This window comes from Agarivorans sp. 2_MG-2023 (genome assembly GCF_030548085.1).
Classification (GTDB): Bacteria; Pseudomonadota; Gammaproteobacteria; order Enterobacterales; family Celerinatantimonadaceae; genus Agarivorans.
Genome location: NZ_JAUORQ010000004.1, coordinates 229,271 through 254,712 on the forward strand (window position 1 = coordinate 229,271; position 25,442 = coordinate 254,712).

Genomic DNA, 25,442 nt, shown 5'->3' on the forward strand with positions numbered 1-25,442 from the left:
ATGTTACGTTACTTTATTCGTCGAATTAACCTACTGGTGATTACCTTTTTAATCATCAACTTAATTGCTTTTTTCTTTCAGAAGAATCAAACCATCTTTATTGAAACAGACGGTAATTGGTTAAGCCAGTACCTAGTCTTTGTTTGGAATAACCTCAACGGCGACTTGGGTGTATCTAGCATTACCGGCAAACCAGTATTTGATGAACTGATTAGCTTTTTACCCGCCACTTTAGAGCTGTGCTTTTCTGCTTTTTTGCTGTCTTTTATTGTGGGTATACCACTGGGTACGTTAGCCGGTATTTATCACCAACACTGGATTAGAAACCTAATCCTTAGCGTTACAATGGTGGGCTACAGCATTCCGGTATTTTGGTTAGCCTTACTATTGGTGATGAACTCGTCACTGTTATTGGGTTGGTTCCCGGTATCTGGTCGTTACGATTTACTGTTAGAGATCCCTCAAATTACCGGTTTTGGCATCATCGATGTCATGTGGTTAGAACCTCAAGCGCGTTGGCCAGCCTTAATGAGCATTGTTAGCCATTTAGCCTTACCTACTCTTGTATTAGCGGTAGTGCCGACAACAGAAGTAATACGCCAGTTATCCAACTCAATGGCGAAGGTGATGAGCGAAAACTATATTAAAGCTGCAGCGACCAAAGGCCTATCAAAATGGCAAATAGTGACACGCCACGCTTTACATAATGCCTTGCCGCCCATTTTACCCAGCTTAGGCCTTCAATTTGGTAACGTGCTTACCATGGCAATGGTTCTTGAAGTGGTGTTTGCCTGGCCTGGCATTGGACGTTGGTTAATATCCAGTATTTACCAACAAGATTATGTGGCCATTCAAGGTGGAATGTTGGCTGTAGCCACTTTGGTAATTATTACCTTTGTACTCACCGATTTGTTTACCGCGCTAATACATCCATTACGCCGAAGAGAAGTTTATGCTCAACACTAATGTATTTGCAGAAACGACCATCTCTAGCGCTCTCCAGCGTGTATTAGAGCGTTTTAAAGATAACTCCATTGCAATGATTGGCTTTTGGGTACTGCTGGGTTTTGTTGGCTTAGCGCTGTTTGGCCCGCTGATTGCGCCTTATACCCTAGATTTTCAAAGCGACAATTTATTACAGCCACCTTCTTGGAATCAAAGCGGTCACGTTGATAATTTTTTTGGCACCGATGATTTAGGTCGTGATGTGTTAAGCCGACTCATCTACGGCTGCCAGCTCACCTTTGGTGGCGGCTTAATTGTTGTTACCTTTGCTGCGCTGATTGGAATTCCTTTAGGCATCTTTTCAGGCATGAGCCGTGGCGTAAAATCTAGCGTTTTACACCATGTGATGGACACGGCCTTATCCATACCTTCGCTGCTTATTGCCATTATGGTGGTATCGTTTTTGGGTACGGGTCTAGAGAACACCTTAATCGCTATCGCTTTAGCACAAATTCCTCAATTTATTCGATTCACTTACATTGCGGTTTCTACCGAAATTCAAAAAGAATACATTACCGCAATTAGGCTTGATGGTGCGACCAACTATCGAATTTTGAAACACGGCGTACTACCCAATATTGCTGACTCAATCGTGTTTCAAATAAGCCGTAGTTTCTCTTCATCGTTAATTGATATTACCGCCCTAGGTTTTATTGGCATTGGCGCACAGGCTCCACTGCCCGAGTGGGGTGCAATGTTAGGGGGGAGTAAAGATTTACTATTCTCAGCCCCCTGGACCGTTACCCTACCCGGCTTTGTTATTATGACCAGTATCTTAAGTGTGAACATGGTGGGCGAAGGTTTACGCCAAGCGATGTTAGAAGGAGTCGACTAATGGCCTTACTAGACATTCGTAACCTGACTATCGAAATTGATACTCCCACCGGCAAAGTTAAGGCGGTAGACCGCGTTAGCTTAACCATGGCTGAAGGCGAAATTAAAGCTTTAGTGGGTGAGTCAGGTTCTGGTAAAAGTTTAATTGCTAAAGCCTTACTAGGAGTCACCAAGCCCAGCTGGACTATAAAAGCTGACAGAATGCGCCTAGGTGATGTAGACCTTCTTCAGCTCACAACTAAGCAACGGCGCAAGGTACTCGGTCACGAAATAGCGATGATCTTTCAGGAACCGAGTTCTTGTTTAGATCCCTCAGAAGAAGTAGGTAAACAAATTGAAGAAGCGATCCCTTGCCACAATATCAAAGGAGGATTTTGGCGCCGTTTTCAATGGCGGAAAAAACAGGCGCAAGCCTTGTTGCATAAGGTAGGCGTTAAAGACCACCATAAAGTAATGCGCAGTTATCCTTATGAACTGTCTGATGGTTTATGCCAGAAAGTAATGATTGCCATGGCCATTGCTGGGCAACCCAAGCTGTTAGTCGCTGATGAACCAACTACCGCGATGGAAGTCACTACTGCCAGCCAAATTCTTCGCTTGCTGCACAAACTCAATAAGCTTAACAATACGGCTATTTTGTTAATTAGCCATGACTTGAATACTCTCTCCGATTTAGCCGATACAATTAGCGTGATTTATTGTGGCCAAATGGTGGAGGTTGGGCGTTCAGAACAAGTGGTAGGCAATAGTCACCACCCATATACCAATGCTTTGCTTAGTTCCGCACCTAAGTTCAGCCAACCTTTCGATAGAAAAGCTCTACTCCCAGGGTTGCCAGGCTCTATTCCAGCACTGCAGCATTTGCCTATTGGTTGTCGGCTAGGTCCCCGCTGCCCTAAAGCCCAACGTAAGTGCGTAACTCAACCTAAATTAAAGAAAGTAAAAGGCCATCAATATGCTTGCCACTACCCGCTCAATATTGAAAAAAAGGTCACTGTAAATGGCTAACCTTTTACACGTTAAAAATTTATCGCAGCACGTGTATGTGCATAAAGGTTGGTTAAGTCGCCAACGTTTTGCTGCAATAGATGATATTAGCTTTGACCTCAATATGGGTGAAAGCTTGGCAATTATAGGTGAATCAGGCTCTGGGAAATCTAGCCTCGCCAAAGTACTCGCCGGCATTAATAAACCCAGTAGCGGTGATATTTTTGTAAATGGCGAGGCCTTAAAGTATGGAGATTATACTCGCCGCTGCCGCTTAATAAGGATGATTTTCCAGGACCCTACCAGCTCTTTAAACCCCCGTTCTAACATTGGCCGAATCCTCTCTGCACCACTGATGTTAAATACCGGCCTAAGCACCGAGGAGCAACAACAAAAGGTAGTGGCCACCTTAAAACTGGTAGGTTTACTTGAAGAACATGCTGAGTTTTATCCCAACATGCTATCGAGTGGTCAAAAACAGCGTATAGCGGTAGCTCGAGCGCTAATTTTAAGTCCGAAGATTATTGTTATTGACGAAAGTATTGCCGCACTTGATGTATCGGTAAGAGCGCAAATCATTAACTTGCTAATTGAATTACAACAACGCTTTGCCATCAGCTATGTTTTCGTCTCTAACGATTTGGGGTTGGTGCGTCACTTTTCCGATAAAGTATTGGTAATGCAGCAAGGAAAAGCCGTTGAATTCAGGCCAACGGAGCTATTTTTTACTCAGCCCGAACACGAGCTGAGTCAACGTTTATTAAATGCCTACCAAGATGCTTTCCGTAAATAACATCGCGATAATTTTATGAGTTACCACGATACAGAATTGACTCTTGCGCCCCTACAACGGAGCTCATTGAAAGTGATAAATTAACTTCTCTTTCAATCATATCCATCAAAGGTTTAAGCGTAATCGGTAAATCGCTACGGATTTTCTCTGCAGTAATATAATAAGGCGCACGTTGACCGTGATACTCAACCACAGGACCAATTTGCTGAAATTTAATCCCTAATAAGGCAGTACTGCGCGCTAACCTAGGCTCCATCATCACATAAGCATGCTTAATATTATGCCTCTCAACCAACACCGTAGCGGCTAAATACATGCTTGCAGTAATAAACGGGAAACAACGCAACTCTTCTTCATAAAGCTCGGCTACGTTAATGCCACCGGTAGCTGAATCAACAAACTTATCAGTTTTACGTCGTCTAAAAGTAGCGCGTAATGCTAAACGTGATATTTCACATACGTCTTCTCTAGCAAAATTTTGCGGGTGTAGATCGTCGTCAGTAATCGCTCCCTCACAATACTTTTCTAATGGGAGCAATTGGTCGCCCGTTGGCGACACCACTCGTACGGTACTAGCATAAATTCCTGACGATAAATGGCGAACCAAGCAATAATCAGAATAATCGTCAAATTCATCGCGTTCTACCTGCTCGGGGTTTACTGGTTCAAACCCTAACTCTTCACAATAAACATCGTGGCGCAAACGGTAAACACTGCCCACATCCTCATCACTGAGTGCAACCAATGGTTGAAAATAAGTCTCGTAGTGTTTGGCAATTTCAGCCGCTTTTTTCTGGGCGGCATGTTGGGTTGTTTTGCTAGTAGGTAACCCAACTACTTTTCCTTTAATACTGGTCGGAAGTATTTTGTTTTTCAAAAGCTTAACCCTTATTCCCTTAAGTGTTTTTATAGTTGCTTAATAAGCATCGCGTTTAGTATAGCCACTATCTCTATAGGATAATGTTTTGCTAATTTGATATTAAGTTTATATCAGAAAAGTGCCAAGGCTAGCCAGTAAAATTCTAGCGACACCAATTGATAGCGGCGCTAGAAGCAAATCTGATTGTGCTATCACTTAAGAATAACGGGTTTTAAATAGAGTGCTCAATAAACTGCTCTGATCAGCTAGGCTAAATGCCACTTTAATAGCAAACATGCTAGAATCATTGCGTTTTTTAGCGTTGAAACAACAATATACTTAGCGCTAACTATTTGGCCAAGTTTAAGGAATTAGCATGATCATCAAACCAAAGATCCGTGGTTTTATTTGCACAACCACTCATCCGGTAGGCTGCGCAGCCAACGTGCAAGAGCAAATTAATTACACTAAGCAAAAAGGCAAAGTTACAGACGGCCCTAAGCGTGTATTGGTAGTAGGATCTTCAAGCGGTTACGGTTTGTCTTCACGCATTGCCGCTGCATTTGGCAGTGACGCTGCAACTATTGGTGTCTTTTTCGAGAAACCAGCAACCGAGCGTAAAACCGGTACTGCAGGCTGGTATAATGCAGCAGCGTTTGACCAAAAAGCGCATGAAGCTGGCCTTTATGCCAAAAGCATTAATGGTGATGCATTTTCTCATCAGGCAAAAGAAGCCGCTATTGAGTTAATTAAACAAGACTTAGGCGAAATTGACTTGGTGGTTTACTCACTCGCGTCTCCAGTACGCAAATTACCCGATAGCGGTGAGTTAATCCGATCGAGCTTAAAGCCTATTGGTAATACCTACACAGCAACCGCTGTAGACACCAACAAAGATACGATTATCGAAGCCAGCATTGAACCCGCAACCGAGCAAGAGATTGCTGATACTGTAACGGTAATGGGCGGCGAAGATTGGGAGCTTTGGATTAAGGCATTAGACGAAGCAGGTGTACTTGCTAAAGGCTGTAAAACGGTTGCATACAGCTACATTGGCACCGCACTTACCTGGCCTATTTATTGGGATGGCGCATTAGGCAAAGCCAAAATGGATTTAGACCGAGCAGCCAGCGCTCTAAACGAAAAGCTAAGCACCAAACAAGGTAGCGCGAATGTAGCGGTACTTAAGAGTGTGGTCACTCAAGCGAGTTCAGCTATTCCAGTGATGCCTTTGTACATATCAATGGTATTCAAAATCATGAAAGAACATGGTTTGCATGAAGGCTGTATGGAACAAATCTATCGTTTATTCGATGAGCGTTTGTACCGCAATGATGGTTCTACGCCAGCGGTAGATGAAAGCAATCGTTTACGCTTGGATGACTGGGAGCTACGTGACGACATCCAACAAGCCTGTGTTGATCTGTGGCCACAAATTACCACTGAAAACCTTAAACAGCATTCTGACTATGAGTACTACAAAGCTGAATTCTTAAAACTGTTTGGTTTTGGGCTGGAAGGTGTTGATTACGATGCAGACGTAGATACTTTAGTTCCATTCGACGTTAAAGCCATCTAATTAACTCAGAACAACTGTTTTTAAAAGGCCTCTATTTTAGAGGCCTTTTATTGGCTTTGATTTGAATTTTGTTGGCTGGAATTTACTTTGGTATAACGAACTCTGCCAACCCTTGGCAAATATGCATCTAAACGCTGACCATCTTTAGAGACCCGATATTCAACCACTCTATCGGTTGAGGTAACAATGACTTTATTACCATTTATCTTGTACTTAGTGGCTACCCTGCTGCCAGATTTAAGTTGACCATCATCAGTGAATACTAATCGCTCTTTCTTGCCATAGAAAGCATGTTCTGATTCCCAAGCACCAACAATCGGATTTACTTTAACTTCTCGTTGCACGCCTATAAGCTCAGGATAAGTAAAGTAAACGAAAGACAACACGCCTAAGCAGATCCCAAATAAGGCAATAATTAATACCAAGGACTTTTTCAAGACAATCTCCCAAAACTAAAAAAGGACGTAAAACGTCCTTTTTTCAGTATCTTACGTAAGAGATAAGCTTACAACAAGTTTTGGATTTCTGCTTTGCTTTTTAAGACATCAATCAATACTTGATAACTAGCTTCAGTTTTTACGCTGCTAAGCTGTTCTAACCAACGATCGGCTTCACTGCTATCCACTGAACTAGATTCATTCACCTCAGTGACTTGAATCACCAACTGATCGCCATTCATAGTGGCGATACGACTCGCTACTTTTTGCTCAGTAGGCTTAGCCATCATGAATAAATGACGAACCACTTGTGGTTCAAAGTCTTGGCTATCTCGAGCAACTTTTACTTTAGAATCTACAGTTAGATTCTGCTCGTAAAGCAAGCCGTCTAAGCCTTCTCCAGACTCTAGGGCAGCGATAAGGCTATCAGCATAATCTTGGGCTGCTTGATTAGAACGAGAAAGTGTTAAGTCACTAGCAATTTGCGATTCAACAGTTTCGAATGGTTTAACTTCGGCAGCTTTATGAGCCATTACGCGCACCACTACCGAGCTATCATCCGCAAGTTGAATGGCTTCACTGTTTAAGCCTTCAGCAATAAAGTCTAGGTTGAACAGTTGGCTAAGCACTTGAGGTTGGCTCAATATCGCGTTAGCGCTTGAACGAGTTAAGCCTTTAACGGTTTCAACAGTTAGCCCTGTTTCACTGGCTACATCAACGAGAGAGTCAGGAATTTCAAAAGACACTTCAGCTAAACGTTGAGCTTGCTCATAAAATGCATTTTGAGCTTGTTCTTGTTGTAAACGCTGACTAATTTGCTCTTTCACCTCTTCAAGCGGTTTCACTTGCGCTGTTTGCACATCAATCAGTTTAATTAAGTGAAAGCCAAACTCAGTTTTAACTAACTCACTTACATCACCCTTATCGGCCAAGGCAAAAGCAGCAGCATCAAACTCAGGCGCCATTACGCCACTCTCAAACCAATCTAACTCACCACCTTCTTGACCACTAAAGGTGTCATCTGATGATTCAGCCGCTAAAGTAGCGAAGTCTTCACCTTGCTGAACTTTCGCTAGTAAGGCTTCAGCTTTCGCTTTATCGGCAGCTTCATCGTCACTAAATCCAATCAGAATATGCGCAACTTTACGTTTTTCCGGCTGAGTATAGCTTCGGCTGTTAGCTTCGTAGAATTGCTGAATATCTTGCTCATCAACAACAATACTGTCTGCAATTTTGGCCGCGTCTACCACGATAAATTCTACATCTACTGACTCTTCAGTTTTGAAGGTGTTTTTACGTTCTTCGTAGTAGGCTTTTAATTCTTCGTCTGTTGGCGCTTCTTGAGCAGCAAAATTAGCCACCGGAACCGTTACATAACGTACGTCTCGGGTTTGCTGATTTAGTTTAACCAACAACTCAGCTTCGTTTGGAAGCGCAAACTCGCTACCTAACAAGGCTTGCTGTAACTGGCGACGGGTTAAGTCGTTGCGAATCATATCGCGGAATTGACTCGGCTGAAGATTCGCGCGGTAAAGCACTGCAAGGTAACGTTCGTTGTCAAACTTACCGTCTACTTGGAATTCTTGCATACCTAAGATTTGCGATTTAACTCGCTCATCGCTCACGCGTAAACCGTATTTTTCGGCAGCTTGGTCAAGCAAGCGCTCTCCGATCATACGCTCTAGAACGTTATTTCTGAACTGTGCCATATAGCTTGGATCAGCCGCTAGTTGGCTAAATGCAGCGCCAAACTGGCTTTCTAATCGTCCGCGTTCGTTTTGATAGGCTTGATCAAATTCAGCACGGCTAATGGACTCACCATTAACTTCAGCAGCGAGTTGCTCACTAGGTGTAGCTATGTAGCTACCTACACCAGCTAGAGCAAAAGATAAAATGACCAGACCGAGGATGATTTTGGCTACCGGACCTTGGCTTCCTTCACGGAGCTTTTCCAACATGCTTAATTACTCTTTACCACATTAAATAATGAAAAAGCGCATCAGAGGATGCGCCTTTGACAGATCGCAATTGCGTCTGACTGTTTAGTTTACTGCGTCTTTTAACGCTTTACCGGCTTTGAACGATGGTACGTTAGCAGCGGCAATTTGAATTTCAGCACCAGTCTGAGGGTTACGACCAGTACGGGCAGAACGTTCTTTCACTTGGAAAGTACCGAAACCTACCAAGGCAACATTATCACCGTCTTTCAAAGTATCAGAAATGGCATCGATGAAAGAATCAAGTGCACGACCGGCAGCGGCCTTAGAAATATCTGCACCTTCAGCAATTTTGTCTACGAGTTGAGCTTTATTCACAATTGGTTCCCCTTGTTGTTATTCCTTTTTCTTTTTACCGCAGGAAAGCTTCCCTATTATTACGGTTCAGAATGAGGTTCGTCAGTCTACATTTAGTTAATTTTTCACCATCAATATAATTATCAACGGCTTCCTTGCCAGCCTTAGGCTATAGCCCTTGAACAAGGCTGGCAAGTACTATTTTACGATTGAATATCGTTTATTTGCATTGACTCAAGCTTTTACTTCAAAGCCTTCAGGATTTTGCTCTAAAGCCGCTTCTAGAACCTGTTCAATCCAGCGAACTGGAATGATTTTTAGGTCACCAATAACATTTTCTGGTATCTCTTCTAAGTCTCGCTCATTCTCTTGCGGAATAAGAACCGTTTTGATACCACCGCGATGCGCCGCCAAGAGCTTCTCTTTCAAGCCACCAATAGGCAGAACTTCACCACGCAAGGTAATTTCACCGGTCATCGCTACTTCAGCCTTAACCGGGTTACCCGTTAAGCTCGACACCAAAGCGGTACACATGGCAATGCCTGCACTTGGACCATCTTTAGGTGTTGCACCTTCAGGTACGTGAACATGAATATCGCGCTTCTCGTAAAAGTCGTTATTGATACGCCACTTATCGGCACGTGCTCTTACCACGGTCATCGCAGCTTGAATAGACTCTTGCATAACGTCGCCTAAAGAACCGGTATAGCTAAGCTTCCCCTTACCCGGTACCGAGGCTGTTTCAATGGTGAGTAAATCACCACCAACTTCGGTCCATGCTAGACCAGTCACCATACCAACGCGGTTATTTTCATCCGCCTTACCATAATCACAACGTTGCACACCTAAATAATGGCTGAGGTTGTCTTGGCTAATCTCAACTTTCTTCGTGTCTTTGTTCAGCAAAATTTCTTTTACTGCTTTGCGACATAACTTAGAGATCTCTCGCTCTAAGCTTCGCACGCCCGCTTCGCGAGTGTAGTAACGAATAATGCCGATGATGGCACTGTCTTCAATAGCAATCTCATGCTCTTTTAAACCATTGCGTTTAATTTGCTTACTAATTAAGTGTTGCTTAGCAATGTTTAGTTTTTCGTCTTCGGTGTAACCTGATAAACGAATCACTTCCATACGGTCTAATAAAGGACCAGGGATATTCATTGAGTTTGAGGTAGCTACAAACATCACATCAGAGAGGTCGTAATCAACTTCTAAGTAATGGTCGTTAAAGCTGTTGTTTTGCTCTGGGTCTAATACTTCGAGCAAAGCGGAAGCCGGATCGCCACGCATGTCTGAAGCCATTTTGTCGATTTCATCAAGCAAAAATAGAGGGTTTTTAACCGCTACTTTAGACATTTTTTGAATCAACTTACCCGGCATTGAACCAATGTAAGTACGACGGTGACCTCGAATTTCAGCTTCATCTCTTACGCCACCTAAAGCCATACGCACGTATTTGCGCCCAGTAGACTTAGCGATTGATTGACCCAGCGAAGTTTTACCGACACCTGGAGGACCAACTAAACATAGTATTGGCCCTTTTAATTTGTTTACTCGGCTTTGTACTGCCAAGTACTCTAAAATGCGCTCTTTAACCTTTTCTAAACCGTAATGGTCTTGATTAAGCACCTGCTCCGCTTTTGCTAAGTCGCGCTTCACTTTTGAGCGTTTAACCCACGGCACACTCAACATCCAATCTACGTAACCACGAACAACGGTCGCTTCAGCAGACATTGGTGACATCATTTTGAGTTTATTTAACTCAGCTAAGGTCTTTTCCTTAGCTTCTTCTGGCATCTTGGCTTCGTCGATACGTTGAGACAGTTGCTCAAACTCGTCTTGACCATCTTCAGATTCACCTAGCTCTTTCTGAATCGCCTTCATTTGCTCGTTGAGATAGTACTCGCGCTGACTCTTCTCCATTTGCTTTTTAACGCGACCGCGGATTTTTTTCTCCACATGCAGCAAATCGATTTCAGATTCCATCATCGCCATTAAGTATTCCAAACGTTCAGGAATACTGGCTAACTCTAGCACCGACTGCTTGTCTTCAAGCTTAAGCGGCATGTGTGCAGCCATGGTATCAGCTAAGCGCGCTGCATCGTCTATACCAGACACCGAGGTAAGCACCTCCGGCGGGATCTTTTTATTCAGCTTTATATAGCCTTCGAACTGGCTTATTGCTGAACGAACCATGACTTCTTGTTCTTTTTCATCCGGCTGAGCAGACACCACATACTCTGCAGCAGCAATGTAATACTCATCCTCTTGAATAATTTCTTCAAGATTAGCCCGCTGGCTGCCCTCGACCAGCACTTTCACTGTACCGTCAGGCAGTTTCAAGAGTTGCAGAATATTAGCCACAGTACCCACAGTGTATAAGTCTTCCACTTGAGGATTGTCGTTACTGGCATCTTTTTGCGCGACTAATAATACTTGCTTGTCTTGGCTCATCGCGCTTTCTAAGCAACGAATCGATTTTTCACGACCAACAAACAAAGGAATGACCATGTGCGGATAAACCACAACATCGCGCAAGGGTAATACGGGAATTTCAAAACGTTCTGAACGCTCTAAGGTCATGTCGTCCTCTTTACCTTAGCTAATAAACTCTATCAGCAATATATTGGGTCAAACTTTCTGGTTTCAATTCGTGTTAAGCAATTAATAAAAAAAAATCACTTAGCTGCTGTTTATTTAGGCAACAGCTAGCGTAAACGTCGTCTTACTGTGCCTCTCACTTTCCCCGCCATGCCGATAAGGCTTTGACGAGTATGGCAATGACAAAGTGCCACCGCTAAAGCATCGGCAGCATCGGCTTGTGGGCTCGCTGACAAGCTCAACAGCTGAGTCACCATATGCTGAACCTGGCTTTTATCGGCCGCGCCAGTGCCTACCACCGCTTGTTTTATTTGCCTTGCTGAATATTCAGCAACGGGTAAATCTTGGCTTACTGCTGCTACAATTGCTGCCCCTCGAGCTTGCCCTAACTTGAGTGCCGAATCTGCGTTTTTAGCCATAAACACTTGTTCAATGGCAAATTCATCGGGAGAAAACTGGGCAATAATTTCGCTAACACCCGCGTGAATTTGCTTCAAACGTAACGGCAGTTCTTTTTCGCTAGTGCGAATACAGCCACTGCCTAAATACTCGATTCGTCCATTGGCTTGCTTTATCAAACCGTAACCGGTGATCCGTGAGCCCGGATCAATGCCTAGAATAATACTCACGAAAGTTTACAGCTGCTCAGCAATGTCATCTGATATTTCACCATTGTGATACACCTCTTGCACGTCATCATCGTCTTCCAGCATATCAATAAGTCGTAACAACTTTGGAGCAGTGCTTAAATCTAACTCGGCTTGCGTAGAGGCAATCATGGTAACTCCTGAATTAACCGCCTCTAAACCCGCATTATCTAAGGCGTCTTTCACTACACCAAAATCGTTAGGCAAAGTATAAACGTCAACACTTCCATCTTCATGGGAGATAACATCATCAGCGCCAGCCTCTAGGGCTGCATCCATTACTTGTTCTTCGTCGCTACCCGCTGCGTAAGAAATAATACCTTTCTTTTCGAATAGATAAGCAACACTGCCATCAGTACCTAAGTTGCCACCGCTTTTGGAAAAGGCATGTCTTACAGTAGATACGGTACGATTTCGATTATCGGTCATCGTTTCAACAAGAACCGCTGTGCCACCGGGTCCGTATCCCTCGTAAATCACCGTTTCTAGCTGTTGCCCATCCAACTCTCCAGCTCCGCGCTGTACCGCACGATTTACCGTGTCGCGCGTCATATTATTAGATAAGGCTTTATCAATAGCAGCTCTCAATCTAGGATTAGCATCTGGATCTGAGCCACCTTCTCTGGCTGCGACCGTAAGCTCGCGAATAAACTTAGTAAAAATCTTGCCTCTTTTAGCATCTTGAGCCGCTTTACGATGCTTAATATTGGCCCATTTACTATGACCTGCCATGGCGTTCTCCAATAAATGCTTATTGATTGATGATAAACGCTAAGAAGCGACCAAGCCTAGCACTATCTGTTTGATAAATGATCTCGATCTTTTAACATAAGTTCACTTATATCAATTTGTTACATATTTGTTTAGAAAAAACTCTACGTTCTCCCCACATAAAAATAACAAAAACATCAGCAATTAGTCACAACATAGAGCTGGATTCAATAATATTACATAAATATATAATACCCAGAGGGCACCAATCTCTTACCGCTATTGATAATTACATTAAATATCAACCATTAAGGATAATTTCCTGTCGAATATTTAGGCAATATTAATCAAAAGATGATTTCACTTAACTTATTGAAAAAATTGGCCTATATTTAAGAGAATTAACATTTTATCAATAGTTATAAGCTAACCACGGAAGGCTATGATTGTAATTTATTGGCACAGTTTACTTAGCTTGTTGCGGCTTAACTCAAGCCTCAAAAAAGTCACTGTGCTTCTTTTCTTACTCATTTTTAGCATACCCATGCACGCACAGGTGTGGGTGATAAGTCATGCAGAAAAACAAGCTGAATTGAGCAGTAAGCAAATTCGTTCGATCTTTTCACTAAGGGAAAAAAATTGGCCCGACGGACAAATTATTGAACTGGTCGTGATGAAAGATAATAGTGAATTGCATAAACAGTTCTGCTTAGACGCGCTTAAACTTTTCCCCTACCAGCTCAGCCGAATTTGGGAACGCCAAATATACACGGGTACCGCTATTGCGCCCACCATCGTAGATTCCGAACAAGAAATGCTCGATACCATTATTAAAAACCCCAACGCAATTGGATATGTCAGCCAAGAGGTGAGCAATGAAGACCTTCATTCTATTATTGTTGACTAGTTTATCCTCCATCGCAGTTCCTGCATACGGCCAAGGCAAAGTCTCTTGGGGCGGATTTGTTTCTGCCAGTTATATTGGGGTAAACGCCAATAATTATTACGGATACAACTCAGGCGACAGCGGCCCATTATTAGAGGCAGGGTTACGTGGCTATTGGCTAATCAATAGAAACTGGTCGGTATCAGGCTTGGTCATAGCTCAAGAAACCGGAGATTGGTTTGAGTCGGGCATTGAAGTTGACTACCTCAGCTTAAATTACAAAATCCCTAGCCATGAAGATTGGGATATTGGGTTTAAGCTCGGGCGCTTCAAAATTAGCAATGGCATCTATGGAGAAACACGTGACGTGCCGTTTACGCGACCAAGCATTGTATTACCTTTGTCGGTATACCCACATATATTGAAAGAGCAAAGCTTGCGAGCCGACGGATTGCGTATGGACATCGACTACTTTTCGTTGGGCGGTCAAGAATATAAGTTTGCAGCGTCGATAGGTAAGGAAAGCTTTGATGAAAGCTTTAGTCGCCGTTTTTTTGGTCAAGACCAAGAAGGGACATTTGAAAGCGAATGGAATACATCGCTGCATTTCTCTATGCGCCCTACAGCAAACTGGTATGTAGGTTTAGAATATCGCCGCTTAAAAATGCACCTAGAGGATTCACTAAACCCAAGTCCGTTTGACCTCCCCTTAGATTTTACTATTGATACTGATCAATACATTGGTTCTCTACAGTATTCTCAACAGAAATTTGAAATAACTAGTGAAATTACTCTGCGCCGTGGTGGCACCTATGCAGAAGGGAAAAACCAACCAGCTCAAGGTCTCGAGCCATTGTTTGACGGAAGCATCGATATGAATGCCTACTATGTTCAAGGGATTTACATTATCAACCAACAATGGAACCTACTAGCTCGTTACGATAACAGCCACTTTATCGACGACGATATAGAAAAGAACTTACGAGACCTAGAAGATTTCGCCATTGGCGCAACTTGGAATTTCCACCAGAATTTCCAACTCAAATTTGAGCATCACTGGTTTGTTGGTACCTCAATGCTCCCCCCTGTAAACGACTTAAATCCACAGCGTAACAATAACCCTGAGCGATACTGGCGCTTGTTCGCCTTACAACTTAGCTACCGCTTTTAATAAATCGCTCTATGCTTAACTAATAATGAATCTATTAATGTTTCGTTGCTGTAAGTACTAACCTTGGGATAGCCAATGAAGCTAAGTAAGTTCCCCTTAATCAATTTAAAACAACGTTATATTAGCGTACGTTTGAAAATGACCGTTGCACTTGTGCTAGCTGCGGGCTTTGTTGTTTCCATCTTCGGTTTCACCGCAATGGAGCATTACCAGAATCAGCAAGCACAACTTAAGCTCAGCTACCTAGACAACTACGCACTAGAATTTAATGACCAAATAGAACGATTAAGTGACAGCATTACCTACTTGTTTGAAGCCCAAACCTTGTTTAGTAAAGCGGAGAATATGAGTGAATTAGAGAAGTACCTCACTCGCCAACTCCCAGAGCTGCAATGGTTATTGCCTATTGTGAATGGCTGTACGGTTTTTGAGGTAGACAATTACACCTGCAGCGCCTCTGACTCTCCGCCCCCTAAAGAGTTGTTAGAGCAGGTAACGCTACGTTCTAAACCTATGCAATTATTACAATGCAGCGAGATGTGCTATTTGTGGATCTCTTTGCCTATTCGTACCCGTAGTTCAGAACAAGGCATTCTAGCGTTTCAACTTGAGTTAGCAGACGCTTTAATCAAAGTAACCCAGCGAGATGACATTGAACTGGCCATCGTCGATTTAGATCGCCCCTTATACAAAAGCATTTTACTGGCTACCAATACTCAAGCCCTTAGCCAACAATGGTTTGATAGCGCTATTGAATACCGCCACCATGCCAATATGGAGTTTCAGGTTGAACACAAAACCATTGTTGGCAAACTTTATCCCATTAAGAACAGTGCTAGCAGCACCTTAAAACTGGTTATTCTTAAAGACTGGAGCGACCAAATACAGCTGCAAACCCGCTTCGAAAACCAGCTTTCTATTTTGTTATTGCTCACCATGGCTTTAAGCATTGCTATTGGCTTAATGCTAATGCGCCGTCCCTTAAATAAACTTCGTTATCACGCTGCCAGCTTGCCAACGATATTAGAAGATGAGAGCTACAAACCGCAAAACAACCTGCACCTATTTAATGACGAATTTGACTCACTTGATCATATTTCTATCGAGCTAGCCGATAGTTTCTCTGAAATGCGATCGAGCATTGCCGCCAATACCAAAGTATTGGAGAAAATGGCGATGGAAGATCCACTTACCGAACTGCCAAATCGAACCGCTTTTCTCGAACAACTCAGTAAAGCGCTAAAAGAAGCAGAGCGCCAAGGCGACGAGTTAAGCCTTATCTACATTGACTTAGATAATTTTAAGACCATTAACGATACCTTAGGTCATGACTTTGGCGATTTACTGTTGGTACAAGTCGCTAAACGCATTATGCGCTTAAGCGAGTTTGCCTCTAGCACCTTCCGCTTAGGCGGCGATGAGTTCACGCTGCTGATTAACAAAAAAGACAAAGACAGCGTGCTCGGTTTTGCCTATAGCCTTGCACAAGAAATTTCTCGAGACATTACCATCTCTGGAGTTTCAATGAAGGTGACGCTTAGTATTGGTATCGCCACCGCAAAACAGGCAGAGTACGAACCGCAGTTATTAGTTAAATATGCTGATTTAGCAATGTACTCTTCTAAACGTAAAGGGCGTAATTGCTGTACCCACTTCGATATCGAGTTAGCCCGTCAGAATGACATGGTATTCACCATTGAAAACCAGTTCCAAAATGCCATGAGCAACAACGAACTGGAACTATACTTACAACCGCAAGTGTCAATGAAACAACAAGCAGTCACTGGCTTTGAATTACTACTACGTTGGAATCACCCTACTCAAGGTTTAATGAACCCTGGTCAGTTTCTCGATACCGTTGAATCAGGCCGCCATATCCTTCCTCTAGGTTATTGGGTCATAGATAAGTCATTAGCTTTATTAGAAGAGTTAAATACTAAAGGTTACAGCGGCTTAACCATCGCATTTAATATTAGTGGCCGTCAGTTTGAAGACAAGAATTTCGCTCAAAAACTGATCAGCAAATATAAAACCATTAGTATCGGTAGTAATCTGTTAGAGCTTGAAATCACCGAAAGTGTCGCCGTACAAAACTATCAGCAAGTTAAAAACCAGTTAAACGAAATTCGAGGTGCAGGCATTAGAGTTGCCTTTGATGACTTTGGTAAAGGCTTTACCTCTTTGAGTTACCTTAGCAACCTTGCCTGCGATAAGATTAAATTTGATCGAGAATTTGGTCACAATGCCATTACCTCAGTAGCCACTCAAAACATTGTATTGAGCATGCGCAAGCTAATGTACACCCTAGATTACGAAATTTTAGTAGAAGGCGTAGAAACACTTGAACACGCTAATTGGTTGAAGCAAAACGGCTTTGATAAAGTACAAGGCTACTTTTTTGGTCACCCAGTCACTAAGGAAGCGGCATTAGAGTTTTATTTGCGTTGCAATGAAAAAGGCGCGCTATTGGATAAAAGTGGCAACATTATTCACTTGCACCCGCTGTTTCATATTCCACAAACAAGCGCTCACTCCAATGGCAATCACTAGCTGAATAAGTAAATCTATAACATTAAAAAAGGCGAGCTTATGCTCGCCTTTTTGCAATTTAAAGAACGCTTACTTTGGTAAGTTAACGCTTAAGGCTAATTCAGTTAAAGACACTGGGTTAGCAGCACTTGGCGCACTGGTTAACGGACAGGCAGCAGTGGCTGTTTTCGGGAACGCCATTACGTCACGAATAGAGCTTGCACCGGTCATCAACATTACTAAGCGATCTAGACCAAACGCTAAACCCGCATGTGGTGGAGCACCATACTGAAGCGCTTCCAGTAAGAAGCCAAATTTCTCTTGAGCTTCTTCATCGCTAATACCGAGTACTTTAAACGCAGCAGCTTGCATATCTTGTTTATGGATACGTACGCTACCACCACCTAACTCACAGCCGTTTAGCACCATGTCGTATGCGTTTGATAACACACCTTCTGGTGAAGCGGTTAAGTCCTCAGCACTCACGCCTTCAACTGGCGCAGTGAATGGATGGTGAATGGCATGGAAATGACCATCTACTTCTTCAAACATTGGGAAATCAACAACCCAAAGCGGTCGCCACTCATCTGATACTAGGCCAAGATCTTCGCCTACTTTCAAACGTAAAGCACCCATCGCTTCGCAAACAATATTCGCTTTATCTGCGCCGAAAAGAATCAAGTCGCCGTCTTGCGCAGCTGTGCGCTCAACAATGCCTTGTGCAACTTCTTCATTTAGGAACTTAAGAATAGGTGATTGAAGACCTTCAACGCCTGCAGCGACTTCATTCACTTTCATCCATGCTAAGCCCTTAGCACCATAAATACCTACATACTTACCGTAGTCATCAATTTGCTTGCGAGAAAGCTTTGCACCACCCGGTACACGTAACACTGCTACGCGGCCTTTCTCATCGTTAGCTGGGCCAGAAAATACTTTAAACTCTACGTCTTTAAGCAAGTCAGCAACATCAACTAATTGCATTGGGTTACGTAAATCTGGCTTATCAGAGCCATACAAACGCATTGCTTCAGCGTAAGTCATTTGTGGGAACTCACCCAAATCAACGTCTAACATTGAGACAAACAATTCACGAACCATTTGTTCAGTCACGGCCATTACTTGGTCAGAGCTCATGAATGATGTTTCAATATCAATTTGAGTAAACTCTGGTTGGCGATCGGCACGTAAGTCTTCATCACGGAAGCACTTAACGATTTGGTAGTAACGATCCATGCCAGACATCATCAGTAATTGTTTAAAAATCTGTGGTGATTGCGGCAAAGCAAAAAACTGACCTTTATGAGTACGGCTCGGCACTAAATAATCGCGCGCACCTTCTGGCGTAGCTTTGGTAAGAATTGGCGTTTCAATGTCTAAGAAGCCATTGTCTTCCATAAAACGGCGAACGAAACCCGTTACCTTGGCGCGAAACACCATACGCTGGCTCATTTCTGGGCGACGTAAATCTAAATAGCGGTATTTTAAACGCTGCTCTTCAGAGTTATCTTGATTGTTATCCAACGGTAGTGGTGCAGAGCGATTTAAGATTTCTAGCTCTAAGCCAAGTAGCTCAACTTCACCCGTGGTCATGTCAGCATTAACCTGACTCTCTGGACGCGCACGAACGCGGCCTTTAAGGCGGACACAAAACTCATTACGCAAGCTGTTGGCGGTAGCGAATACATCTTTACGATCTGGGTCAAAAACCACTTGCACAATGCCTTCGCGGTCACGTAAGTCAATAAAGATAACGCCACCTAAATCACGGCGGCGATTTACCCAACCAACTAAATTTATTTCTTGATCAACTAACTCTTTGGTTACTTGTCCACAGTAAACAGTGCGCATTTGGCCTTTCCCGTTTTACGTTTTAAAATTCAATGAATGTTCAGCCTAAATAATAATCAGCTATGCAGTATTATTTAGTGAAAGGGCGATAGTATAAAGGAAAGCAGCTACAAATAAGAATAGCGATAGAGCAATAAATCTATAGAAGCGTCTAAAATAGCCAAAGACAAGCTCGCTTTAGCTGGTTACAATAACCCACTGAGCAATTACTGGCTCATTATCATAGAATTTTCCGCACGAGAACTAGCCATGCAAGGCAAAGATAAACTATTTTCCCAACCTATTACCCAACTGGGTGAGTTTCGCTTCGATGACCAAGTGGCCGAAGTTTTTCCCGATATGATTCAACGCTCAGTGCCAGGTTACAGCAACATTGTTTCCACCATTGGCCACTTAACTGAACAATTTCATCAAGCCGATACTAAGTTATACGACTTAGGTTGCTCTTTGGGCGCAGCAACTTTAGCCATGCGCCGCGGAGTTAAACACAACAATGTAGAAATTGTTGCTGTAGATAACTCCCCCGCCATGTTAGAACGTTGTCAAAAACATCTGGATGCTTTTCGTGGCTCTGTGCCAGTAACGCTTATCTGTGATGATATTTGCGACGTAGATATCAGCAATGCTTCAGTGGTCGTGCTCAATTTCACCCTGCAGTTTATTGCGCAAGAACAGCGTTTAGCCTTGATTAAAAAGATCTACAACGGAATGGTTAAAGGCAGTTTATTGATAGTGAGTGAAAAATTTCATTTCGCTGAATCAACTACTCAGAGTCTAATTAGCGAATTACACTTAGATTTTAAACGCGCTAACGGATACAGCGAGTTGGAAATTAGCCAAAAGCGAAGCTCTTTAGATAACGTACTTGTGCCCGATACTATTGAGCAACACAAGCAACGATTTAAAGAAGCCGGCTTTAGCGCTAGCGAACTGTGGTTTCAGTGTTTTAACTTCGGCTCATTGGTTGCTATAAAGTAGTCACTAGATACACAGAATCATAAAAGGCGAGCGCTATATAGTGCTCGCCTTTTTTACGAAACAATACCTACTTAGCTAACAACGCTGCAATTTTGTCTGCAAAAGGTTGTAGAGTTTCACTATCAACCATATCGCGAGCGTGGCTGCGCGCTTCGGCTAAAGAGCCAGGAATAATATGAAAGTGTAAATGAGGCACCGTTTGACCTGCTGCAGCGCCATTAAATTGCACTAGGCTAATCCCTTCAGCGTTCATCGCCTGTTTCACCGCCGCCGCAACTTTTTTAACGGTTTTAATAACAGCTGCTGCGCCTTCTTCCGACAATTCAAACAGCGTTTCTGCAGACTCTTTTGGTAATACTAAAGTGTGGCCATCGGCCTGTGGCATGATATCCATAAAGGCTAAGGTATAGTCGTCTTCATACACTTTCAGGCAGCCCATTTCGCCACGGATAATTTTAGCAAAAATATTGTTGTTGTCGTAACTCATTGCATTGATTCCCAATAGGTTTAATGTCGGTACGTAACTAAAGATAACAACATTATTGCACACCCAGATCTTCTAACAAATGGACTTGATCGAAATATCGCTCGCCAACAAAACTAATCGCGTGGTCACCAAAACGACGCAAGCTTCCTGGCTGTTTCACCCCCATAGGCCAAAAGAACCAGCGTTCAAAACGTTCAGAGCCCCACACATAACCATTAGAGTCGTAGATTGATTTATATCCTTGGCCTTTTTCTAAGGTAAGTAACGACTGCCAAGGTTGTAAGGTATAGGTGGTTTTTGCCACCACTTCAGCAATGTCGGCGGTGGGCTGCAAATCAATTATTTGGTGGGTATCGGCACTAATACTTATTCGCATTTTATCCGCAACATTAACGCGATGCATCAGTACACTTTCTATTTTATTGTCCTGAATAGCGTGATAGCTACGCTGCTGTGGCAACATCAAGGTATACCAACAACCACATAAATGGATGCTGTCGTAAGCAATGACTTCTAGCTTATTAGTCAAGTGAATTCGAAAAATGAGAGCATCGTGCTCTCCTGCTACCCAATCTACTGAGCTAAGTTTTGGCCGTTGCTTAAACCATAAAATGTAATTGAGCTGGATAGTAGTTTGGTTGTTATGCCTAGCGTAAGTAATATGCGAAAAACTAAAAGGTTTACTGTGTTCAAAAGCCAGTTGCTGCTTTTGCCAAACCGGCACGCCAGGTACATTGTCTGCAGTATTGTTCTCAATCAACCACTGCGGTGCATACCATTTAAGTAAGGTTGCTTGTTGCTGTTTACTGGCGAGTTGCCCAAAAGCATCAAGTTGTAAATCTGTGGCATTCACGTTAGCTAACGCTGGCTCCGGCAGATATAAGGCCGCTTGTTTAGCGGTAAATCCAGATAACGACGAGCGATTAGCAGCTAACCAATCTTCAGCTAAATGTTGTTGTTCTTTCTCAATGGCGCTCGCAAATACCTTCGAACTTAGTGGATATAAGCCAAACACCTTAGCAGTCGCAGAGTAGTCATTATCCTTAGGAATAGTGGCCAGCAACTCAGCGGTTTGCCGAGAATGACCTTTTAACTGCTGATTCAATTCATTTATGCACTGTTCGATTGTCTGTTCTGGCTGAGTTACTTGATATTCCGCTTTCCATTTATTGGCCATATCTACATCAAGCGTTTTCCATTCAGCTTTTAGACCTTGCTCTGCTAGTTCGCCCATATAATCAATCAGCTGAGATTGAGTAGGCGCTGATGGCTCAGCAAGATCTTGATTGCCTATAAAAAAATGTATGAAGCGATTATGTCGTAAAGAAGCTTGGTTATGCACCCTCTCCCCTTTTAAGCTTCCAACATGCTCAAGCAGCAGCGTGTCTACACTGCTTAAAATAGCCTCACAGGAGGGCTCGACCTTTTGAGGTGAAATGCTGCATGCTTGCAAAACAATGGCTGTTAACAACGCGCTTAAGTTTGCTACTAGGCAATTAACTTTATACCGTTTAGGCATTGTCCCTCCCTGGGTTCAATTCTTCGTCATTATTGTACACCGAAAAAACATGGGATTGGCTCGCAATACAACTGTAACAAAACCGTCATAAAATGCCCTTTTGCTTTTACCTACACAAGACTATGACAGCAATATTCGAAGTATTCAGCGCCTTTTTCCGCCTAGGATTAGTGAGCTTTGGTGGCCCAGCCGCCCATATAGGTTTTTTTAAACAAGAGTTTGTTGATAACAAGCAATGGCTATCCCAGCAAGAATATGCAAATTTAGTTGCGCTTAGCCAATTTTTGCCGGGCCCAGGCTCTTCTCAAGTGGGTTTTGCTATTGGATTGCACCGGGCGGGAAAGCTAGGTGCAATTGCCGCATTTATTGGCTTTACCTTACCCTCGGCAGCCTTGATGCTGGTACTAGCGTTGGCCGCCAACTTCAGTAACAACAATCCCATTGTTATGGGATTAATCGCGGGCCTTAAAATTGCTGCATTGGTAGTAGTGGTTGATGCTGTAAGACAAATGTATGGGCAGTTTTGCAGTAATCAGTATTTAAGCGGAGCATGTTTTGTTACCGCTGCCAGCTTGCTACTGTTCCCACAACTTAGTACCCAACTGGTTTGTTTGGCTCTTGCCGCACTGATAGGTTTAGCACTTAATGAAAAGCTATTGATACCGAAGCCCCCAACAAATCCCAATACCATCACAAACAAAACCGGTAGCATTAAGTTTGGATATTTAGCTGTATTTATTGCACTACTGTTTTTGCCTTTTCTAAACTTAAATCCTCTCATTCACAGTTTTAGTCAGTTTTATCAAGCGGGTAGCTGGGTATTTGGTGGTGGTCATGTCGTGCTGCCTTTGTTGCAACAAACACTTTCTGGGGATGTAAACCAAGAACAGTTTTTAACCGCCTATGCTGCTGCACAAGCAGTACCTGGCCCAATGTTTACTATTGCTAGTTATTTAGGCGCAGTGGTCGGCCAACAAAATCCTCTTGTTTACGCCAGCTTAGCAACCATTGCCATTTTCCTACCAGGTTTTTTACTGGTACTGGCTTTTGTTGATGCTTGGCAAGCGCTGGCTCAAAAAGCGAGGTTTTCTGCAGCAATGCAAATGATTAATGCTGCAGTGGTTGGCTTACTGATAGCGGCGCTTTACAACCCAATATTCACTAGCGCGATTCATTCGAACCTAGAGTTTGTACTAGCGTTACTAGGGTTCTTTTTACTAAGAGTCGTAAAGTTACCTCTTTACATCATGTTACTAAGCTTAGGGGGAGCGGGAGTATTGTTACTGGCATAAATAAAAAAAGCCTGCACTAAGCAGGCTCTTTAATTAAACGTTATTCCATTACAACTTAAATGCGCCAACCTCTTTATGCAGTTTGTCGGCAATAGCATCTAACTCAGTGGCTCGCTGCGAACTCCCAGCAGCCTGCTCCGCCAGCTCTAACGAGGCATCTTGAATACCTTGAGTATTCCTCCCTACCTCTTCAGTTACCGCACGTTGTTCTTCAGCGGCGCTAGAAATTTGCGTCGCCATATCACTGATATGAGTAATCGAGTTAGTGATGTTCTCTAACATCTCAGCCGCTTTCGTGGCTTCTTCAACGCTAATTTGCACTAACTGTTGGCTTTCATCCATGGTTTTAACGGTACTTTGGGTATTCCCCTGCAGCCGTTCTAACATTGCTTTAATTTCTTCGGTTGAGCTTTGGGTGCGTTGCGACAAATTACGTACTTCATCAGCCACCACCGCAAAACCTCGGCCTTGTTCACCAGCGCGAGCTGCTTCAATGGCTGCATTCAAGGCCAATAGGTTTGTTTGCTCAGCAATGCCTTGAATGGTTGAAAGAATGTCGCTAATTTCTTGGGTATTACGCTCAAGCTCTTGTACCGTTTCAGCGGCGCCATCTAATTGCCCAGCCAAGCTATTTACCTGTTGTTGGTTGCGACCTATTAGCACCTTGCCTTGCTCACAAGAATCTGCTGATTCACGCGCAGCCTCAGCGGTTTGCTCGGCGTTGTTAGCCACTTCATTTGCAGTTGCAGCCATTTCATTCACTGCGGTCGCTACCTGAGTAACTTCGCCCTGCTGACGTTCAATTTGAACATTCGAAGCAGAGGTAGAGCTATTGGTTAAAGCAGCAGCACGCTGCAAGCTGTCGGCATCTTCAGCGATCTCTTTCATCAGCTCATGTAGCTGATCGATAAACTTGTCGATACCCGCGGCGAGAGAGCCTATTTCATCATTACGTTCTAAATTGATTCGCTTGGTTAAATCTCCATCTCCCGATGACAGTTTGTCAATCGCCCCACCTAAAATCTCAATCGGTTTTAGCATTGCACTGATCACTTTGAGCATCACCACCGCAATAATAACAAATAACACCACCGCAAAAATCATAGAGCTTTTCATCATGGCGCTTACCGGAGCCATCGCGATTTGTTTGTCATAGACAAACAACAAATACCAGTCGGTACCTTCAATTGGAGTAACGTTTACAAAGCTTTCTTTACCGCTAACCACCAAATCACTCATTTCCGATGAGCTTGCTTGAGCGGAAAAGAAACTCGCTGTAAATTGTTCCGACAGTTCACTGGCTTTTTTCAACACCAAATCTTTATCACTGTGGATAACCACTAAGCCCTCTTTATCAACGATAACCGGGTATACCTGCTCGCTGGCAAGGTTAAGTACCCGCTCTGTAACCACATCGAGGCCTAAATCTCCTGCGTAAACTCCGCCACTCACCCTTTGCGCTACCGAAATAACCATTTGGCCAGAAGTAGCGTCTACGTATGGGTCGGACACAAATGAACCATTAGTTTGCGCGCCTTTGTACCATGGGCGAGTGCGTGGGTCGTAACCATCGGGCAGCGTTTCATTAGGATCATGCATGGTCATTTTTCCTTCGCTACTACCGAAGTAAAAATAGATGAAATCCCCACTTTGCTTAGCTTGCACTAAATCAGCCACAAACCCTGCAGCTTTGGGATCTGACGTCATGCCTTTGGCAATCGCCAACTTTGAATCAAACCACAAACTTACTTGGTCAGTAGCCGCTTGTGCGAGTTGCTTGGCATCCCCAGCAATATCAACGCGGGTTTCTTGAGACAAAGTGCGAGCTTGAAACCAAGCCTGTACGCCACTTAATACTGCAAGTAAAATCAAAATAGTTAAGATTAAACGCTGTTTAATCGACATGTTTCCCATAAAAATCCCTCTTTTAGCTTCCCGCTTTTAATTACTTGCCATTGAAGATTGTTAGTTTAAATATGTGC

21 protein-coding genes are annotated in these 25,442 nt (G+C 43.2%); 10 read left to right on the forward strand and 11 right to left on the reverse strand.

The genetic code is table 11. The features are described 5' to 3' along the window. The 4 genes from Q4549_RS08075 to Q4549_RS08090 are packed head-to-tail and all read left to right on the forward strand — an operon-like array spanning position 1 to position 3,619. The gene (locus tag Q4549_RS08075; RefSeq protein ID WP_137675225.1) at positions 1–966 is read left to right on the forward strand and encodes an ABC transporter permease subunit; all 966 of its coding nucleotides are present in this window, start codon (positions 1–3) and stop codon (positions 964–966) included. After that, positions 953–1,840 (forward strand): ABC transporter permease subunit, encoded by an 888-nt coding sequence (locus Q4549_RS08080; protein WP_303512739.1) that lies wholly within the window; start codon positions 953–955, stop codon positions 1,838–1,840. The genes Q4549_RS08075 and Q4549_RS08080 overlap by 14 nt, the downstream gene beginning before the upstream one ends. Next, positions 1,840–2,847, forward strand: a complete 1,008-nt coding sequence (locus Q4549_RS08085; RefSeq protein ID WP_137675223.1) for an oligopeptide/dipeptide ABC transporter ATP-binding protein — start codon at positions 1,840–1,842, stop codon at positions 2,845–2,847. The genes Q4549_RS08080 and Q4549_RS08085 overlap by 1 nt, the downstream gene beginning before the upstream one ends. Continuing rightward, positions 2,840–3,619, forward strand: a complete 780-nt coding sequence (locus tag Q4549_RS08090) for an ATP-binding cassette domain-containing protein (RefSeq protein WP_137675222.1) — start codon at positions 2,840–2,842, stop codon at positions 3,617–3,619. The genes Q4549_RS08085 and Q4549_RS08090 overlap by 8 nt, the downstream gene beginning before the upstream one ends. A gap of 13 nt (positions 3,620–3,632) precedes the next feature. Here the strand turns inward: Q4549_RS08090 and Q4549_RS08095 are convergent, their stop codons facing one another. Next, entirely contained in the window at positions 3,633–4,496 is an 864-nt protein-coding gene (locus Q4549_RS08095; RefSeq protein WP_303550771.1) for a PEP-CTERM/exosortase system-associated acyltransferase, read from the reverse strand. A gap of 358 nt (positions 4,497–4,854) precedes the next feature. Between Q4549_RS08095 and fabV the strand changes: the two genes are divergently transcribed. Beyond that, positions 4,855–6,057, forward strand: a complete 1,203-nt coding sequence (gene fabV, locus Q4549_RS08100; protein WP_303550768.1) for an enoyl-ACP reductase FabV — start codon at positions 4,855–4,857, stop codon at positions 6,055–6,057. A gap of 47 nt (positions 6,058–6,104) precedes the next feature. Here the strand turns inward: fabV and Q4549_RS08105 are convergent, their stop codons facing one another. The 6 genes from Q4549_RS08105 to Q4549_RS08130 form a co-directional block, all read right to left on the reverse strand. After that, positions 6,105–6,494, reverse strand: a complete 390-nt coding sequence (locus tag Q4549_RS08105; protein ID WP_161985216.1) for a DUF2850 domain-containing protein — start codon at positions 6,492–6,494, stop codon at positions 6,105–6,107. Between the two features lie 68 nt (positions 6,495–6,562). Then, positions 6,563–8,452, reverse strand: a complete 1,890-nt coding sequence (locus Q4549_RS08110; protein WP_303550762.1) for a SurA N-terminal domain-containing protein — start codon at positions 8,450–8,452, stop codon at positions 6,563–6,565. A gap of 84 nt (positions 8,453–8,536) precedes the next feature. Further along, positions 8,537–8,809, reverse strand: a complete 273-nt coding sequence (gene hupB, locus Q4549_RS08115) for a nucleoid-associated protein HU-beta (protein ID WP_137675218.1) — start codon at positions 8,807–8,809, stop codon at positions 8,537–8,539. A gap of 213 nt (positions 8,810–9,022) precedes the next feature. Then, entirely contained in the window at positions 9,023–11,371 is a 2,349-nt protein-coding gene (lon, locus tag Q4549_RS08120; protein WP_137675217.1) for an endopeptidase La, read from the reverse strand. Positions 11,372–11,496: 125 nt separating this feature from the next. Then, positions 11,497–12,018, reverse strand: a complete 522-nt coding sequence (gene ruvC, locus Q4549_RS08125) for a crossover junction endodeoxyribonuclease RuvC (protein WP_303512719.1) — start codon at positions 12,016–12,018, stop codon at positions 11,497–11,499. Positions 12,019–12,024: 6 nt separating this feature from the next. Beyond that, a complete protein-coding gene (locus Q4549_RS08130; protein WP_303550757.1) occupies positions 12,025–12,768 on the reverse strand; it encodes a YebC/PmpR family DNA-binding transcriptional regulator in 744 nt (247 codons plus the stop codon). Positions 12,769–13,291: 523 nt separating this feature from the next. Here Q4549_RS08130 and Q4549_RS08135 point away from each other — a divergent pair. The 3 genes from Q4549_RS08135 (at position 13,292) to Q4549_RS08145 (ending at position 17,354) form a co-directional block, all read left to right on the forward strand. Further along, positions 13,292–13,654: a substrate-binding domain-containing protein gene (locus Q4549_RS08135; protein ID WP_303550755.1), complete on the forward strand. Its 363-nt coding sequence runs from the start codon at positions 13,292–13,294 to the stop codon at positions 13,652–13,654. Then, positions 13,623–14,804, forward strand: a complete 1,182-nt coding sequence (locus tag Q4549_RS08140) for a hypothetical protein (RefSeq protein WP_303550752.1) — start codon at positions 13,623–13,625, stop codon at positions 14,802–14,804. Before Q4549_RS08135 ends, Q4549_RS08140 begins: the two co-directional genes overlap by 32 nt. Positions 14,805–14,879: 75 nt before the next feature. Beyond that, a complete protein-coding gene (locus Q4549_RS08145; protein ID WP_303512710.1) occupies positions 14,880–17,354 on the forward strand; it encodes a bifunctional diguanylate cyclase/phosphodiesterase in 2,475 nt (824 codons plus the stop codon). 69 nt (positions 17,355–17,423) lie between these two features. Here Q4549_RS08145 and aspS read toward each other — a convergent pair whose 3' ends face one another. Further along, positions 17,424–19,184, reverse strand: coding sequence for an aspartate--tRNA ligase (gene aspS, locus Q4549_RS08150; protein ID WP_303550749.1), 1,761 nt, complete (start codon positions 19,182–19,184; stop codon positions 17,424–17,426). 249 nt (positions 19,185–19,433) lie between these two features. On the opposite strand from aspS, the gene cmoA reads away from it, so the two are divergent. Continuing rightward, positions 19,434–20,162 carry a carboxy-S-adenosyl-L-methionine synthase CmoA gene (gene cmoA / locus Q4549_RS08155; RefSeq protein WP_303550748.1) on the forward strand — a complete coding sequence of 243 codons (729 nt, stop codon included), beginning with the start codon at positions 19,434–19,436 and terminating at the stop codon, positions 20,160–20,162. Positions 20,163–20,229: 67 nt separating this feature from the next. Here cmoA and Q4549_RS08160 read toward each other — a convergent pair whose 3' ends face one another. Both Q4549_RS08160 and Q4549_RS08165 read right to left on the reverse strand, forming a co-directional pair. Further along, the gene (locus Q4549_RS08160) at positions 20,230–20,649 is read right to left on the reverse strand and encodes an HIT family protein (protein WP_303550745.1); all 420 of its coding nucleotides are present in this window, start codon (positions 20,647–20,649) and stop codon (positions 20,230–20,232) included. 52 nt (positions 20,650–20,701) lie between these two features. Beyond that, positions 20,702–22,168 carry a hypothetical protein gene (locus tag Q4549_RS08165; RefSeq protein WP_303550742.1) on the reverse strand — a complete coding sequence of 489 codons (1,467 nt, stop codon included), beginning with the start codon at positions 22,166–22,168 and terminating at the stop codon, positions 20,702–20,704. A 122-nt stretch (positions 22,169–22,290) separates the two neighbouring features. On the opposite strand from Q4549_RS08165, the gene chrA reads away from it, so the two are divergent. Further along, on the forward strand, positions 22,291–23,460 hold the full coding sequence (chrA, locus tag Q4549_RS08170) for a chromate efflux transporter (protein WP_303550740.1): 1,170 nt from the start codon (positions 22,291–22,293) through the stop codon (positions 23,458–23,460). 48 nt (positions 23,461–23,508) lie between these two features. Here the strand turns inward: chrA and Q4549_RS08175 are convergent, their stop codons facing one another. Then, positions 23,509–25,365 carry a methyl-accepting chemotaxis protein gene (locus Q4549_RS08175; RefSeq protein WP_303550737.1) on the reverse strand — a complete coding sequence of 619 codons (1,857 nt, stop codon included), beginning with the start codon at positions 25,363–25,365 and terminating at the stop codon, positions 23,509–23,511. Between the last annotated feature and the right edge of the window lie 77 nt (positions 25,366–25,442).

Coding starts and splice junctions, on each gene's coding strand:
- Q4549_RS08075 (WP_137675225.1), top strand. CDS start 1: ATGTTACGTTACTTTATTCGTCGAATTAACCTACTGGTGATTACCTTT.
- Q4549_RS08080 (WP_303512739.1), top strand. CDS start 953: ATGCTCAACACTAATGTATTTGCAGAAACGACCATCTCTAGCGCTCTC.
- Q4549_RS08085 (WP_137675223.1), top strand. CDS start 1,840: ATGGCCTTACTAGACATTCGTAACCTGACTATCGAAATTGATACTCCC.
- Q4549_RS08090 (WP_137675222.1), top strand. CDS start 2,840: ATGGCTAACCTTTTACACGTTAAAAATTTATCGCAGCACGTGTATGTG.
- fabV (WP_303550768.1), top strand. CDS start 4,855: ATGATCATCAAACCAAAGATCCGTGGTTTTATTTGCACAACCACTCAT.
- Q4549_RS08110 (WP_303550762.1), bottom strand. CDS start 8,452: ATGTTGGAAAAGCTCCGTGAAGGAAGCCAAGGTCCGGTAGCCAAAATC.
- lon (WP_137675217.1), bottom strand. CDS start 11,371: ATGACCTTAGAGCGTTCAGAACGTTTTGAAATTCCCGTATTACCCTTG.
- Q4549_RS08130 (WP_303550757.1), bottom strand. CDS start 12,768: ATGGCAGGTCATAGTAAATGGGCCAATATTAAGCATCGTAAAGCGGCT.
- Q4549_RS08135 (WP_303550755.1), top strand. CDS start 13,292: ATGCACGCACAGGTGTGGGTGATAAGTCATGCAGAAAAACAAGCTGAA.
- Q4549_RS08140 (WP_303550752.1), top strand. CDS start 13,623: ATGAAGACCTTCATTCTATTATTGTTGACTAGTTTATCCTCCATCGCA.
- Q4549_RS08145 (WP_303512710.1), top strand. CDS start 14,880: ATGAAGCTAAGTAAGTTCCCCTTAATCAATTTAAAACAACGTTATATT.
- aspS (WP_303550749.1), bottom strand. CDS start 19,184: ATGCGCACTGTTTACTGTGGACAAGTAACCAAAGAGTTAGTTGATCAA.
- cmoA (WP_303550748.1), top strand. CDS start 19,434: ATGCAAGGCAAAGATAAACTATTTTCCCAACCTATTACCCAACTGGGT.
- Q4549_RS08160 (WP_303550745.1), bottom strand. CDS start 20,649: ATGAGTTACGACAACAACAATATTTTTGCTAAAATTATCCGTGGCGAA.
- Q4549_RS08165 (WP_303550742.1), bottom strand. CDS start 22,168: ATGCCTAAACGGTATAAAGTTAATTGCCTAGTAGCAAACTTAAGCGCG.
- chrA (WP_303550740.1), top strand. CDS start 22,291: ATGACAGCAATATTCGAAGTATTCAGCGCCTTTTTCCGCCTAGGATTA.
- Q4549_RS08175 (WP_303550737.1), bottom strand. CDS start 25,365: ATGTCGATTAAACAGCGTTTAATCTTAACTATTTTGATTTTACTTGCA.